Annotated in this window: 11 protein-coding genes; 3 read left to right on the plus strand and 8 right to left on the minus strand. The window is 42.4% G+C overall.

Annotated elements, in window-relative coordinates:
• Positions 1 to 19: 19 nt before the first annotated feature.
• Positions 20 to 2,272, minus strand: coding sequence for a copper amine oxidase N-terminal domain-containing protein (locus MKX41_RS16300; RefSeq protein WP_042190505.1), 2,253 nt, complete (start codon positions 2,270 to 2,272; stop codon positions 20 to 22).
• A gap of 351 nt (positions 2,273 to 2,623) precedes the next feature.
• Between MKX41_RS16300 and MKX41_RS16305 the strand changes: the two genes are divergently transcribed.
• From MKX41_RS16305 to MKX41_RS16315, 3 genes are read left to right on the plus strand one after another with little or no spacing between them, the layout of a single operon-like run.
• Positions 2,624 to 4,393 (plus strand): sensor histidine kinase, encoded by a 1,770-nt coding sequence (locus MKX41_RS16305; RefSeq protein ID WP_042190508.1) that lies wholly within the window; start codon positions 2,624 to 2,626, stop codon positions 4,391 to 4,393.
• An 11-nt stretch (positions 4,394 to 4,404) separates the two neighbouring features.
• Positions 4,405 to 5,649 carry a response regulator gene (locus tag MKX41_RS16310; RefSeq protein WP_340971867.1) on the plus strand — a complete coding sequence of 415 codons (1,245 nt, stop codon included), beginning with the start codon at positions 4,405 to 4,407 and terminating at the stop codon, positions 5,647 to 5,649.
• 23 nt (positions 5,650 to 5,672) lie between these two features.
• Complete coding sequence (locus tag MKX41_RS16315; RefSeq protein ID WP_340971869.1) at positions 5,673 to 6,950, plus strand: ABC transporter substrate-binding protein; 1,278 nt, start codon at positions 5,673 to 5,675, stop codon at positions 6,948 to 6,950.
• 82 nt (positions 6,951 to 7,032) lie between these two features.
• Here MKX41_RS16315 and MKX41_RS16320 read toward each other — a convergent pair whose 3' ends face one another.
• The 7 genes from MKX41_RS16320 to MKX41_RS16350 form a co-directional block, all read right to left on the minus strand.
• Positions 7,033 to 8,631 carry an ABC transporter substrate-binding protein gene (locus MKX41_RS16320; protein ID WP_340971872.1) on the minus strand — a complete coding sequence of 533 codons (1,599 nt, stop codon included), beginning with the start codon at positions 8,629 to 8,631 and terminating at the stop codon, positions 7,033 to 7,035.
• 93 nt (positions 8,632 to 8,724) lie between these two features.
• A complete protein-coding gene (locus MKX41_RS16325) occupies positions 8,725 to 9,687 on the minus strand; it encodes a carbohydrate ABC transporter permease (protein WP_231573325.1) in 963 nt (320 codons plus the stop codon).
• 15 nt (positions 9,688 to 9,702) lie between these two features.
• On the minus strand, positions 9,703 to 10,680 hold the full coding sequence (locus MKX41_RS16330; protein ID WP_256716415.1) for an ABC transporter permease: 978 nt from the start codon (positions 10,678 to 10,680) through the stop codon (positions 9,703 to 9,705).
• A gap of 458 nt (positions 10,681 to 11,138) precedes the next feature.
• Positions 11,139 to 11,930, minus strand: a complete 792-nt coding sequence (locus MKX41_RS16335) for a response regulator transcription factor (protein WP_340971878.1) — start codon at positions 11,928 to 11,930, stop codon at positions 11,139 to 11,141.
• Positions 11,905 to 13,761, minus strand: a complete 1,857-nt coding sequence (locus MKX41_RS16340; RefSeq protein ID WP_076284461.1) for a cache domain-containing sensor histidine kinase — start codon at positions 13,759 to 13,761, stop codon at positions 11,905 to 11,907. The genes MKX41_RS16335 and MKX41_RS16340 overlap by 26 nt, the downstream gene beginning before the upstream one ends.
• A 29-nt stretch (positions 13,762 to 13,790) precedes the next feature.
• Complete coding sequence (locus MKX41_RS16345) at positions 13,791 to 14,621, minus strand: carbohydrate ABC transporter permease (protein WP_042129876.1); 831 nt, start codon at positions 14,619 to 14,621, stop codon at positions 13,791 to 13,793.
• Positions 14,621 to 15,505, minus strand: coding sequence for a carbohydrate ABC transporter permease (locus tag MKX41_RS16350; protein ID WP_042190519.1), 885 nt, complete (start codon positions 15,503 to 15,505; stop codon positions 14,621 to 14,623). The genes MKX41_RS16345 and MKX41_RS16350 overlap by 1 nt, the downstream gene beginning before the upstream one ends.
• Between the last annotated feature and the right edge of the window lie 114 nt (positions 15,506 to 15,619).

Raw genomic sequence — 15,619 nt, forward strand, 5'->3', positions numbered from 1 at the left:
AATGGATGGACCCATTTTGTTATTTCTTCGCTGGCAGCGGTGTAACCAGGAAATTCACCGGCAAGTTACTACCAGAAGCTGCTGTGAACAAAATCTCCACGGAGCCGCCATAATCGCCAGTACGATAAATCACACTGTTCATGTCAGCACTAGAGAGACTTCCTGAATTCGGCATTTGTACGATTTGACCATTAACCATGACTGGTCCCATGTAATTACCGCCACGTGGATTAAACGTAATCAATGAATTAGGTGCAACACGGTCGAATTTGATTTTGTATAACACACCAAAATTACCTGCATTGGATGCTTCAGTACCATTCATTGGGTCTACACCGGTCAAATTCAAATCACTCGAATTGTCACCGAGAAGAAGTCTCGCAGGAGTTGTTCCTACTTCGTCGGTAACCGTGATGATGCGTGTAGAATCAGCATAAGTTCCTCGGTTATGCACCCCATCACGATCCAATATTGGAAGTGTAGGAAGTGTAGTTAGAGGATCTTTATTCGCTTCGATCATCATGACATTATATTCAATAGGATAATCGCTAAATAAATCCGCTTGGAGGGATACAATCTCGCCTGGTTTCATTGCAATTTTGTTTAGGTCCGTAAGAATCGATACGCTTTCTCCTGGTTGAAGGACCGTTGTCTTATAATGTTCCCTAGTAATCATAGACTTCCAGTAACGTTCCACAGACATTTTACCAGTGCCTTCTGGAAATGAACTTGGACCGCCAAAGCCTACATACTCTGTTGTAATTGTCGTAGGGTACAGATTGTTATTCTTAGCAATCACATACACTTTCGTTTTAATATTCATATTATTCTTGTGGTGGACCAAAAAGCGAGTTCCGCCGAATGATGTTTCTTTATACGTGATCCCTTCCGTATTCACTGTTTCTGGACTATTACTGCGAATAAGGTTATATGGCTCAGAAGAAAGATTATAGGCTACCTTCTGCCAAGTTGGAACCATCGATCCGTCGATGTTAAATACGCTACCCGGAGCACCGAATAATCTATAGAAATCTTCTTTACTGTACAAGATTTCATCTGAAATATTAATGGTTTTCTCAAAAGTGCTGATTGCGCCATGTGAATCTTTAACTTGAATAGCGACTGTTGCTGGACCTGGTGTAAAGAAAGCTTCTGCTTTGTTCGTCCAAGTCACTTCAATTGGATCACCGTCTGGGTCGCTGCTTAGATCCGAATAAGTGATCATTTCACCCATCTTGTAAGAATCTTTGTCTGTCGTGAAATTAGCGACTGGTGGTGTATTTGGTTTTAGTACGTTGATGGTCACAGAGTAAGGATCACTCCACTGTCCATTCGCATCCATAACGGAATAGGATACTACATAAAATCCTGGTGTATCATAGATATCTTGCTTATTTCCTTCCCAGCGTTCATCGACAATGGCCGTACCATTCGGTGAAGAGCTGGAAGTTACAAAATTCACAGGATCACCAGCATAAATTTCAGTTGGCACTGTAAAAGAAGCTTTTGGCTTCGTGTTCAACGTAAGAATTACTCGTTTTTGCACATTATCAACGGTATAAGGAATGCCTAATGCCCCGGTGATGGACGTCAAAGGAACCATGAATGTACCATTAGTTTGGTAAGCTGGACCTTTCATCGTCACATTTTTACCATTAACGGAATAGATCTTACTGTCCGTTTTAAAGCGCATTACGTCGCTTCCTTTGGTAACAATGGTCTCTTTCGTTTTATAATCGTAAATGTATTTCACACCTACGCGTTCTACCATAGCTCGGATCGAAACGTATGAGACGCCATTCTTCACGGCCATTGGCTGATTAGCCAAATACTCAACGCCGTTTTGGTACATTTTGTTGCTGTTCATCATAAGTACAAGCTGATTACTAGCTGCAGCACGAACACCATCCGTTGGTGTAGGTTGTGTAGTGGTTTCAGGTGTTGCACTTGGGAGTGGTGTAGCAGTTGGTGCAGTTGTTGCTGTAGGTTCGGATGTTGTTGTCGGTTCAGTTGTTGTCGTCGGTTCAGCTGTTGCCCCAGGGATTGGAGTTGGAGTTGGTGTAGGTGATACGACTCCCCCTGGTACCTCAGTTGGCATTGGCGGTAATGGGTCAGTAGCTTCTGGCATTACATCCGTCGCGGATGTGGCAGCTGCTCCTACTGCATTGGTATTACCTGAGGTACTATTGACAGATTCAGCAAAAGCCGGCACTGCCGAGGCGGCCTGAGATATGGCCAAAACAGCAACTAACGTTAATTTCTTCAAATCCATGATATGACTCCTCTGCTCCTATTTGTAAATATAAGTAGGTCTCTGTCTTTTTCATACTCCTCTTATATTCCCCGCAAAAACGCAACCGCTCTCAGCGGAGCGGAAGAATTGCTTTTTGCCACGTTCGTTATAACAAAACATAGTATTAGACGCATCCGACCGCAAAAAGTTTCATTTTAAAGTAAAGAAAGATTAACCCAGTATTAAAACAAGCAAAAACAACCTTTCATCCGCTACCCGAAAAATATGAGATTATCCATATAAATATGTGTATTTTACGGCAAGGTATATTCGCTTTCATTTGCTTTTGTTACAATGTATGGAAGAATATCTTTTCATGCGGGTGATGACATGTCCAAGAAAATCTCCATCCTCGTTCAATTAATCATGGGTTTCTCACTGATCATTTTCACTATCGTAGCCTTTACGATTTTTTTGTCCTACCGATCGTCATCCCAAGCCGTTCTTAACCGGTCGAACCAATATATTCTGGAGTCCGTCAAACAGCTTCAAGGTAAAATGGACGCTATCCTTCAAGATAACGACAAACTCTCTTCTACGATCATGTTCAGTCCCTTGATTCAAGAAACACTAGGAGACTTAGCAGAATCCCGCACACCTCCTACTGACGCTATGGATATCACCCGCTACATCGATCAACAGACACGTTCCATCAATTATGACATCCAGTTCAAGCTGCTCGGACTTTCAGATAATCAGGTATATACCAATAGCAGCTCCTTAAAAGTAATCTGGGACAGCGAGAGAGAAATCCGCGGCGCCTATTGGTTTCCAGCTATAGCCCAGAATAACGGCCGTATGCTCTGGTTTGGTGTAGATGTATGGCAGAACGGCACGATCCCAGTGGTCATGGGAGCTAGGCAAATTAATGATTGGAATGATTTAAATCGGCTAGGAACCCTATTTCTCGTCCTTCCTGTGGAGGTTATCCATAACGCTGTCAGCCAATTTCATCTTGGTAAGAATGAGAAAATTCAAATTGTTGATTCCTTCAACACTATTGTTTATTCCACCGATCCAGATGAGATAGGTCTGTATATGGATGATAGAATTCTAAGTCAATTCAGTAATCATAAAGCACGAATCATCCCAAATACCATAAACTCCCGCAATATGTTCGTATCCTACGCTTATTCCCCCTACAGCGAGTGGAGCATTTTTGCTTACATTGATTCTAAAGAAGCTGTTAAAGATTTAAATGGCATTCGCAGAAATATTATTTTAATTGGCCTGCTCGGGATGGCCGCAGCGTTATTATTTACCTTCTTTTTCTCGTGGACACTGTCTAAGCCGCTTCGTAATCTCGCAACCAAGCTAAGCAACGTTGAACGCGGAACCACGCTACCGTTTGTAAAAACAACCATGAATAAAGAAATGGCTATCCTATACTCAAGCTATAACTCCATGCTTCAAAACCTAGACCATACGATTGCTGACCTCTCAAGCAAACAAATCAGTGAAAAACAAGCTCAGATCGTAGCTCTTAAAGCACAGTTTCGCCCTCATTTTCTCTACAATACATTGAACACCATCTATTGGTCACTGGCTAATAAACATATGCGAGAAGAGTCACAGATGGTTATTGCACTAAGCGATTTGCTTCGATACAGCATTGATCGTGGATCGGAATTTGTTACGGTTGATGAGGATTTACAACAACTAGAAAGGTTCATTTACCTGCAAAAACTACGCTACGAGGACAAACTACAGGTTGATCTGCACGTGAATCCTGAGGTCATGAATAGGCAGCTTATGAAGCTAACCCTTCAGCCCCTTGTAGAGAATGCTATCACGCATGGACTTGAACCTACACTACGCGAAGTATGGCTTATACGTATTCGGGCCTATAGTGAAGGCAACTCACTTGTGCTAACAGTAGAAGATAACGGAGAAGGCATGAGCGAGGCAAGAATGGAAGAGGCCTTAATCAGCGGCGAGGTTAATCCGGAGAAGCTGCTCCACACGGGTATCGGTCTCTCCAATCTGAATCATCGTATAGAACTAATCTATGGACATGGATTTGGCCTTCATTTATCAACCAGCGAGCTCGGAGGCTTACTCGTAAAAGTCACTGTTCCATTACAGTTCGATCAAGGGTAGGGGGCGAAGTGATGAAAGTGTTAATTGTTGACGACGAAAGTTTTGTCCGACGATCCCTGTCAGAAATGCTGGGAAGTGCGAACCATAATTTTAGCATCATTGGTTCAGTAGAGAACGGATTAGAAGCGATACAACTGTTAAAGGAGCAGACAATTGACCTTGTAATATCAGACATACGTATGCCTGGCATGGATGGACTCGAGCTTTCTAAGCATATCCATGAATGTCACCCTGACACCGAGACGATACTGCTCACTGGTTATCAGGATTTCTCCTATGCCAGCCAAGCCATAAGGTACGGTGTACGAGAATATCTGGTCAAGCCAAATTCAGTTGAAAATATCCTCGAAGTCGTAACAAGTGTGTATGAACGTCTGGAATTGAAGAAGCAACACAGGCAAGTCTCGCAGCTGCGAGAAAAGAATCTTCGGGAAAAACGCCTTTCTGATCTACTTTATGGCATTCCATTACCCTACTTTGAAGAACAGCTCATACCTCCCTTTCATTCTTTTGTCATCATTACTGTAAATCACCTAGGTGATGTTATGCCACAGTACTGGTCTGAACAAGCGATGTATGCGGCCGTAATCAATATATTAGAAGAGTGTTTTTCGCTTTACGCTAATGTTGTCGGCATTCAAGAGGAGCAAGAAGCGATAATCATGTTGTTTTATCCCGATGAACAATCCGAAAGAATCGATGAGGCGCTAACTCAGGAAATAATGATTAAGCTGTCTAGCCTCTTGAAATCGCCTTTCAGCGCGGGTGTCTCCAACCCTCACTATGATCTTGGAGCCCTCGCAACAGCTTATCATGAGAGCCTGCAGGCATGCCAACAGCTCAAAAAGGATAGTACCCGACCCGTTATCTATTATAGTGATGTATCCATGTGCTCAGCTTCTCCTCAGCTTACGGAACAACTACAGGTGAAGGCTACACGCAGGGTAATCTCTATGATGATTGAGGCTATGAATTCGCGACTCCAAGAGAACCTCTCTCTCAAAATGATTGCAGATGAATTATACATGAATCCAACCTATCTGGGCCGTCTGTTCAAAGACGATGTAGGAGAATGCTTCTCTAGTTTTCTTACCAAGCTTCGTATTCAAAAAGCGATAGAACTGCTAAATAATGTTACGCTCAAAGTTTACGAAGTTAGCGAATTAGTTGGCTTTAAAGATCCTGCGTACTTCAGCCTCATATTCAAGAAATACATGGGTATGACTCCTCAGGAATTTCAGAAGCACAACAAATAAAGACGAGGTGTGTTCTCTTGCATGTGAATGCTAAGTTGTTGACTATCCTGTTAAGCTTTGGATTGCTGCTTCATACAAGCGGTTGCCAGATCTCTCCTTCTAAGGAAGATATCGACCTTCAAGACCCGATCCAGCTGAACATCTGGCTTACGGCTGGATCAGGTCTTGAGCCGCATATAGCAGAGTATCAATTGCAGCATCCCGAGCTAGAAATCCATATTCAGACCTCAACCTCCACGCAGCTTCCCGCCAAGCTGCAAACTTCATTCGCAGCAGGATATAGTTCCCCTGATGTGGCGGCCATTGATATTAGCTATTTGGATCGTTTCAAGCAGTTCCCCGATTATTTTTATAATCTAACAACATTTGGAGCGAATGATCTAAAGAATCAATTTCTGAGTTGGAAATGGCAGGAGGTGCTCGGTAATGATTTTATCTTCGGATTACCGACTGATATTGGTCCCTATGCTATGTTGTATCGGACTGACATCTTCGCGTTATCTGGACTCCCTACCAAACCTGAAGAAGTAGCAAAGCGAATCCAAACTTGGGACCAATTCCTCAAAGCCGGCACTAGAGTCCATGAGGCAACAGGCAAAGCCTTTGTCAATGACTTAGAGAATCTTTATCTAACCCTTCTGCGTCAGTCCAAGCTTCAATATTACAGCCCCACTTCCCAAGAGCTGATCATAGGAAATAATATAGCAGTAAAAGGGGCTTGGGACTTTGCAATTCAAGCTCTGAAGCTGAATCTATCCGCAGGTATTGCTGTAGATACACAGCGCTGGGGCGCAGGTCTGCTAAACGGCGACTTTGCAGTGATGCTCTGTCCGGCTTGGATGATTGATCATATCAAGAGTAGTGCTCCAACAGCCAGCGGATTATGGAATGTAACGACCATCCCAGGAAATAGCGCTAATCGAGGAGGTTCCGTCCTTACCTTGCCTAGAACAGGCAGTCATCCAGAGGAGTCATTCGCGCTTATCAAATGGTTAACCGAGCCCGCACAACAGCTAATTTCATTTAAGTCAGAAGGGGCATTTCCCTCCACGCCCGAAATTTATGACGATCCCGAGATCCATAACCTGTCTGATCCCTATTTTCCTAATTCTGAGGTTGGACGTGTCCTCTCTACAGCAGCACAAGAAGTAGTTCCCACCTACTACGGTCCGCACCACGCCGATGTAGAAACAAATATGCTCGAGTATTTAAACAAAGCCGAGCAAGGTAAGCTAGATCCCGAGCAGGCTTGGTCACTTGCCATTCAGGTAGTGCAAAAAATAGATACTTCTTTCCGCTAACCTATTCACCAAGCGTACAATAAAGGCTATCCCCAGCGCATTAATCATGCCGGGGATAGCCTTTTAGTTTCATTTAAAGTATTTATTTTTGAGCAGCCAAGAAAGCATCTAGTTGTTTTTGTTTCTCTGCAATAATCTTATCAAGTCCGGCTTTCTTCAGCTTGTCGGCGTACTTAGTCAATACGGTATCGGGATCAACAGAACCCGTATCCAAACTGATGTCATATTCATCCATAACAGCTTTACAAGCTGCCATTTCAGTCTTCATAGAGGATGCGTCGAAGTTAAAACCGAGCGCAACAGAAGCTTTACCTTTGGAGTTGAAGGCCTTGAATTGCTCCCATTTGTCTGGAGCTTCACTTTCCCATACAGGATTCAGGAATTGGCTTCCAAGCATCCAGGCGGCAGCGGTATTATAGTCACCCGTTTTCTCAGTAGCTTTAATCGTATCACCGCTAACGACATCATAATGGACACCTTTTACACCAAATACGAGCAGATTATTGATTTCTTTATCCGTGTGCAAAAGATCTAATACCATCATGGCACGAGCTGGATCACCCGAGGAAGCGGAGATCGCTAACATTGATCCTGCTGCATCACTAGTAGAAATCGTCGGTTCGTTAAAAGCAATTTGTTTCAGTTTTCCGACCAAACCTGTAGCATTAGCCAATTCACTATCTTTACCAGGTTTAAGTGATTGTACTGTCATAAAGACATTACCGGCCTTCATTGCATCTTGCGTTGAATTTGTAGCCACGGCCGCATCTTTGTTAATATAACCTTTCTTCATATATTCACGAGTAAGTTTAATGATTTCTTTGTAACGGTCCAGTTCAATCATGGATTGAATTTTAGTATCCGATGAATCCTTAAGCAGAACGCCCGGAATTGAAGCATCACCTAGCGTGTCGTACTGCGCCATGTACTGGGAGTTAAAGGTCTCTCCTTGTTTGAAGTACAGTGGGGTTAGGTCTGGTCTCTTCTCCTTTACGACTTTGAGCACGGCATCCAAATCTTGAATGGTCTTTACATTCGTCATATCAATACCCAGTTCATCAGCAATATCGGAGCGATAAACGATCCCGCCTTGTGCTGCTAGCTCCTTATTCGTAGGAACGGCATAATTCACACCATTGATCGCAGAACCTTTTAAGAATTGCGGGTCGAGATTTTTAAGAATCCCTTGGCCATATTCGTTCAATAGATTACCGTACTTGCCGTTATCATCATTAAGTGGGAGGTAAGCACCTTTAGCTGAATTGGTTACATAATTTTTCCATTGGGCTGTAAAAATAATATCGAATTTCTCCTGACTGGCAATCTTCAGATTAACATCATTGTCCCATGGACCCCAGTCGATCGGTGCGATATCCAATTTGGCGTTAATTTTAGGTTCCAGAAGCTTATTGATAGCGTCTTCTACAACCTGCTCATCCTTTTGAACGGCACCGACATAGATTAACTTAACAGTATAAGGATCTAATTTCTTCTCCGGTTCAGCTGTAGGATCTGCAGCGGGCTCATCTGTTGCCACAGCATTGGTAGCGGTTGCATTTTCACTTGGCGCTGGTGAGGCTCCTTCATTATTCCCGTTATTCCCTCCGCATCCAGCTAAGCTAAGACTGAGTACTACGATAAGCATCAGCGTTAAAAGTGTGCTTGTTCGAATAGCCTTCATGTACACCATAACCTCCCTCAAAATATTTATATATGCTGAATCGGACGTTCACACACTTGCATGGAACGCCGAATTAAGCCATTCCAATCCTCATTAGCCTTTAACAGCACCAACGGTAAGTCCTTTGATAAAATACTTTTGGAAGAAGGAGTAAACGAATACGATAGGACCGATCCCAATAACAGCCATTGCCATTCTTACTGTCTCTGTCGGCAGATTGATTTCTACACCTTGTGCAGCTAAGGCAGCCATCGCTTGAGGGCTTGCAGTCAGGAACTGAACGTTCAACATCGTCTTATACATTAGATATTGCAGATTGACATGCCCTTCGGGTGAAATAAAGATCAAGCTTAGATACCAGTCATTCCAATACGCCAAGGTTTGAAATAATCCCACTGTAGCTAGCACCGGTAACGACAAAGGCAGAATGATTTGAACGAAGATCCGAAACTCCGGTGCCCCGTCAATTTTAGCGGATTCAACTAGTGCCGGCGGGATTGTGTTTGCAAAAAAGGTTCGTAAAATGATGACAAAGAATGCTGAAACCAGCAGTGGCATAATCAGAATCCATAGCGTATCTTTCAAATGCATCATTTGAGTATAAACTAGATACCAGGGCACTAAGCCTCCATTAAACAAAAGTGTAAAAAACATAAAGAACGAAAAGAAATTACGATGTGGAAAATCCCCACGCGAGATAGGATAGGCATACATTGCCATAATTACGAGACTCAGAATCGTTCCAACCACCGTCACAAATAAGGAAACGGCAGCCGCATCTATGATTTGCCAATAATCTTTTAACAGAAATTCATATGACGAGATATCCCACTTGTTCGGGAAAAAGCTGTAGCCGTGCTGCACAACCGATTGTTCATCTGAGAACGATACGATAATCACGAGGATCAGTGGGACCACACAAATCGCCGTATAGATCCAGAAGAATATATTAATTAACAAATTGGAGATATTAGAAATTTCATTGGGTTGTCTTTGCCGTTTAGCTCTCTTTCCTGTACGACCCGACGGCCCGATTGCAGTTTCTGTCTGGCTCAACACGCCCACCTCCCTCTAAAATAACGCATCATCTTTACTTATTCGTCGTACTGCTAGATTTGCTAAGAATATCAGTAGAAATCCTACAATAGATTGAACGAGACCCGCGGCAGAGGACATCCCAATATCACCAATCGCCAGGAAGGTCTGATATACATAGGTGTCGATAACTTGCGTAGTGGAGTATAATGCTCCTGCGTTTCTAGTCACCTGAAAGAACAATCCGAAGTCTGCGTTAAAAATCCTACCAATCTGCAGTAGCGTCATTACGATGATAACCGGACTGATCAGCGGCAGCGTGATTTTACGAATCTGCTTCCATTTAGAAGCACCGTCAATCAGCGCAGCCTCATAATATTCGTGATCTATGCCGATGATCGCGGCCATATAAATGACCGTCGTATAGCCAATCTCTTTCCACAGCTTTACTATCACTAGAATCCCAGGCCAATATTGCGACTGCGAATACCATTCAATTGGATCAACCCCAAAGAACGGAAGCAGTGTCTTGTTCATGAACCCGTGCTCTGCACTTAGAAAGCCGTATACTAAATAACTGACGACGACCCATGAGAGAAAATATGGGAGAAACATCGCACTCTGATGGAATTTCGATAGCCATCTGCTGCGCATTTCGTTAAACATAATCGCAAAAGCCAGTGAAAAAAATAGTGTGAGTACAATAAACGCAGTGTTGTACAATAAGGTATTTCTTGTAATGATCCACGCCGTCTCTGTCGAGAATAAATATTTGAAGTTCGAGAACCCGACCCAATCACTGCCTAGAATGCCCTTCTGGTAATTGATATCCTTAAAAGCAATTACCGTCCCTAACATCGGTATGTAGTTATTGATGATCAGAATAATAATGGCTGGGAGCATCATCAAATAGAACACCCAATATTTCTTCATTACTCTCAGAAAATTCGGCACTCTCCCCCTGCCGCGTTTTTTTACTTCTGATAAGCTGACGGAAGGATTCGTCACACTCATGTTCTGTTCCCCCATTTCCCCATCATCCTAATCTAGAGCCTTTTTCACGCTTGCTTGGCTATCGCCTTGCACTTCCTTCTTACACTCTAATTAAAACATATGATAAATTTTGGGAGTATAGGGAGCATATTATATTTCTATAAAAAAAGAGATGATTATCCTTAATAACTAAGGATAATCATCTCTACTGTTTAAAATCATTAAATTGGTTATAACTTATGTACCTTTATCACAGCCGCAGGCTGATCGATAGCCCATGCATTCCCAAGGGAGTCCCCACATCCGCAGGAGTGGGATGACCCCATACCCACAACGAAGTGTGGTGAGGGAGAAGGAACGGAGAGGAGGTTTGGAACTGTAGGAGCGGAGCGTTCGCCTTTATCCTCGGATTTCAACCGCAAGCAGCGGTTTCCAATCAAGAAATCCGAGGATAACAGCGACCGGAAGTCCAAACATCCTCAGAGTGAAGCCGACCTCACCGCGTTTCGGTCACGATACTCCTTAGGAGACATCCCCGTCTGCTTCTGAAATACCTTCGTGAAATAACGTCGTTCCTGATAACCGACTCCGGAACCAATCACCGTAATGCTCTTATCGCTGTTAGTAAGCATAAACTTGGCAGCTTCAATTCGTTGTTGTGTTACGTATTCCACGAAAGTCATTGCAAAACGGTTCTTAAACAAGAGGCAGAAGTAACTGCCACTAATGCCGATCTTATTCGCCACTTCCTCAATCCCGATATCTGAATGAAGATGTTCAGTGATGTATTGAGCGGCCAAGTTCATTAGCTGATCCGGCGTTTTTTTGCCATTGTCAACTTCAGGAATCTCCTGAAACAAAGGGATACTATTATACAGTTTATTCTTAAACTGTTTACTACGGATATTAGCTCCGATCTCACGTACCTTATTGCCAAGCTCCTCATAATGTATCGGCTTACAAATGTATTCTTTTACCCCAAGCCGGATCGCTTCCCGTGCATAGTCAAATTCCTGATACCCGGTAAGAAGCAGTACCTCACTATCCAATCCCAATTCCCGCAGCTTTCCTACAAAAGTTAACCCGTCCATCACTGGCATACGAATGTCACTCAACACAAGATCGGGTTGCTCCTCTTCAGCAATGCGCAAGGCGTCCATACCGCTTCGCGCCATACCGACGACCTCCATTCCCATCTCCTGCCATGGCAACACTCTCTTCAGATTATTCAGAATTGGGGCTTCGTCATCTACCAATAATACTTTTAGCATAATGATCTTCCCCCTGCTCGTATTTAGGTATGACACATTGAATAATAGTACCATATCCTGGACTGGAACAAATAAATATTCCATATCTGTCACCGTATTCAATGCGGATGCGATCCGCTACACTGCGAATGCCAAGGCCTCTACGTTCAAGATTCATCCGGTTTTCCCGTTCAACTTCAACCTCTTGCTCCACAGGATCATTCACAATATATTGGAAAATAGACAACTGAGATGGTGTAATTCCAATACCGTTATCTTCAATTCGTAAAATTAAGTCCCCTTGCTTCTCCCAAACTTTCACAGAAACTTGACCTTTGTAATCAATACCCTCAAATCCATGTTGAATGCTATTCTCTACAAGCGGTTGCAAAGTAAGCTTTAAAATGCCGCAACTCATCAATTCTTGTGGGATATCAATATCGTATTCAAATAAATCCTCAAATCTAAATTTTTGAATATCCAAATAATTGCGCAGATGTTTAATCTCTTCATCCAGTGTAATTTCTTCTCGATCCTGAATGCTAATACGTAAAATACTTGCCAGTCGGTAGACCATCTCACTGACTTTTTTGCCTTCATTCTGTATAGCCAGAACATTAATCGACTCTAACGTATTGAATAAAAAATGCGGTTTAATCTGAGCCTGTAGAACACGCATCTCGGCTTGATTCTTGCGACGCTGTTCCAAATGGATTCTGTTAAACAATCGGTTAATTTTATCCATAAGATCATTAAAGCCCTTACCAAGAAGCGTTAACTCATCATTCCCCTTCACTTCTACCCGCGAAGTTAGATCTCCATCCTCAACACGTCGCATAAAACGAACAATTACGGCTATTGCACCAGTAATGCGATTCATAAAGAATAGATTGAAGATCACCGCTGCCAAAAAGCAAAGGAAGATAACCCCAACAAACCAGCGTGCAAATACTGTAACTTCTCGAGATAAAGAGTCCCATGAGGTTACAGACACTAGACTCCAGGGATAATCTTTTAAATGATACATGGAGAGAATACTTTTCTCCCCGTTATACTCTGTTTTAAAACTCTGAAACCCTTTTTTGAAGGTAATCTCTTTATTCGCGAATGACTGAATATCCTGCCCATCCAGCTTTTGATCTGGGTCAAATAGAATCATTCCGTCATCATTTACTAGCATAAACGAAACATCCTGATTACTATCCCCAATTTTTAAATTGCGAAATATCGATTCGAGCTCCCAATTTTTGATCTGTACAACAAGAATACCTATGTTCTGAAAGAAGCTCAGTTCCTTCACGAGTCGAATTTGTGTAAACACAGGTTCAGTTCCTGTAAGTTCGGGATACTCATGAGGAGCCAGCCATTTTGGCACGCCATTCAAATCCATTACTTCCTGGTACAAATCACTTTTTTTGAAAGTATCATAGGGTAGCGTTCGGAAATTTTCCTTATTAAAAAGCGACACGATTTCAGAGTTACCTCTACCGTTAAAATTGTATAAAAAAGCATAGCTAATCGATGGATGGTTAAACAACAGACTACGGAAATTGCGCTGGCTTGCATTCAAATTGAGTTGCTCAGCATCAGTCAAATCTTGATTAGAAGGATCTTCTGCGCTAAGTGCCATATGAAAAACCGAGGTAGCAATTCCGTTGTCTGTAACGTTATCCATATCTTTTAACACATTTGAAATACTGTAACTAATTGCTTTGAGTGAGTATTCCGACTGTTGACTGTACTTCTTCTCAATTGAGTTATAAGTCACGAAAAACATAAGCATGCCTAGAATAAATAAGGGAATGATTATCAGGCCCAAAAATGCCGTAAATAATTTATAGCGCAAATTCATCGGCTAGTGCTCCTGACTGAGAAAAAAAGTTATCCTTTTACGCCACCCGCAGTTACGCCTTCAATAATTTTTTCCTGTAAAATCGCATAAATCACAATTACTGGCAGAACGCTGAAGACGATACCCGCTGACATTTGTGCATAGTTCATCTGATATTGATCACGGAATTGAACCATACCCACTGGGAGCGTACGTAGTTCATCATTTGATAGGAAGTAGTTTGCCAGCAAGAATTCGTTCCAATTGCCCAGGAAATTAACAATGAATACAGTAACCATGGCAGGTACGGTTAGAGGTACAATAATTTTAGCAAAGATACCTGGTGCCTTCAACCCATCCATGACCGCTGCCTCTTCAATTTCTCTAGGCAACGAGCGCATAAATGCAGCCAATATAATTATCGTAAACGGAATTGCATTCGCGATATAAGGGATAATCAACGCCCAGTGCGTATTCAGAATTCCCATCTTACGTACAATCGTATAAATAGGAAGCATCAATGCGTTGTTTGGAATGAGCATTCCCACCATAACTAAGGTGAACAAAATCGTATTCCATTTGCCTTGGCGCATCCGAGTAACTGCAAAAGCAAACATAGACGCTAGAATGATAGATACTACAGAAGCCAATATGGAAATGTACAAACTGTTAAAAAAGTAGGTGCTGATCTTGGCATTTACCCAAGCTTCAACGTAGTTATTGAAGACGAACTCCTTTGGAATCCCAAAAGGGTTAAGCGCTATTGCATTGTTATCCTTTTTCACAGAGGAGAATAACACGAACAGGAAAGGAAATAGAATAACTAGTAGATAGGACAATAGTGCGACGTGTGGCAGACTTTTTTTCAGGGCGCGTGGCATCAGTATTCAATCCTTTCTGTGCGTCGGGCTATCAGCAGCTGATAAATAGCTGTAACCACCAATGTAAATACAAAGATCAGGACTGCAATGGCATTACCGTACCCGTACTTAAAGTTAGTGATAGCATATTTAATCATGTAAGTTGCCATTACATCGGTTGAACCAGCAGGTCCACCCTTAGTCATTACAATGACGATATCCGCCGCTTTCATTGCTCCAGCAATGGACAACATGATTACAACAGAAATGATCGGAACAATTAAAGGAAGCGTGATACGTGTAGCACGTTGGAATCCAGTTGCGCCATCAATGGCAGCTGCTTCATCCAATTCACCTGGTATCGACAGAATAGCTGCAAGTACCATTACAATGTAGAATCCGGTCCATTGCCAAGCATTCGTGATCAGGATGGATAACATTGCGAATCTTTCATCCGACAGCCAGTATAGTGGATCAATACCAACTAAGCCTAGAACCTTATTTAAAAGTCCAATGTTGGGCTCATAAATGAAGCCCCATAGAATACCGATAACTGCTGTAGACATAATAGAAGGCATGAAGACCGCTGTCTTATACAAGCCTTTTAGCTTCTTTACATTCGATATCAATAACGAGAAGAATATGATTAACGGTACCTGTACAAAACAGGAGAAAAGAATAAAGAAACCGTTATTTTTGACAGATATCCAGAATCGTTCGTCTCCTAATGCCTTCTCAAAATTACTGATTCCGGCAGACTTGACTGTGTCAGATACCCCATTCCAGCTAGTAAAGCTGTAATAGATTGAACTAAAGATGGGATAGATGAAGAACATCGTGAACAAGATCAGTGCTGGAAGAATAAAAAGGAAAAATACCAATGGATTTCTTAGTGCTTTATTCATGACTACCTCCGGTTGCTTTGACATCTGGCGAACAATGAATGTTTTAGATCTTTGCAAACACATAAATTCTTTGAGTTTAAAAATGTACCCTGGTTCTGGCACCAGGGTACATTC

The organism is Paenibacillus sp. FSL R5-0475 (assembly GCF_038004585.1).
Taxonomy (GTDB): Bacteria; Bacillota; Bacilli; order Paenibacillales; family Paenibacillaceae; genus Paenibacillus_AQ.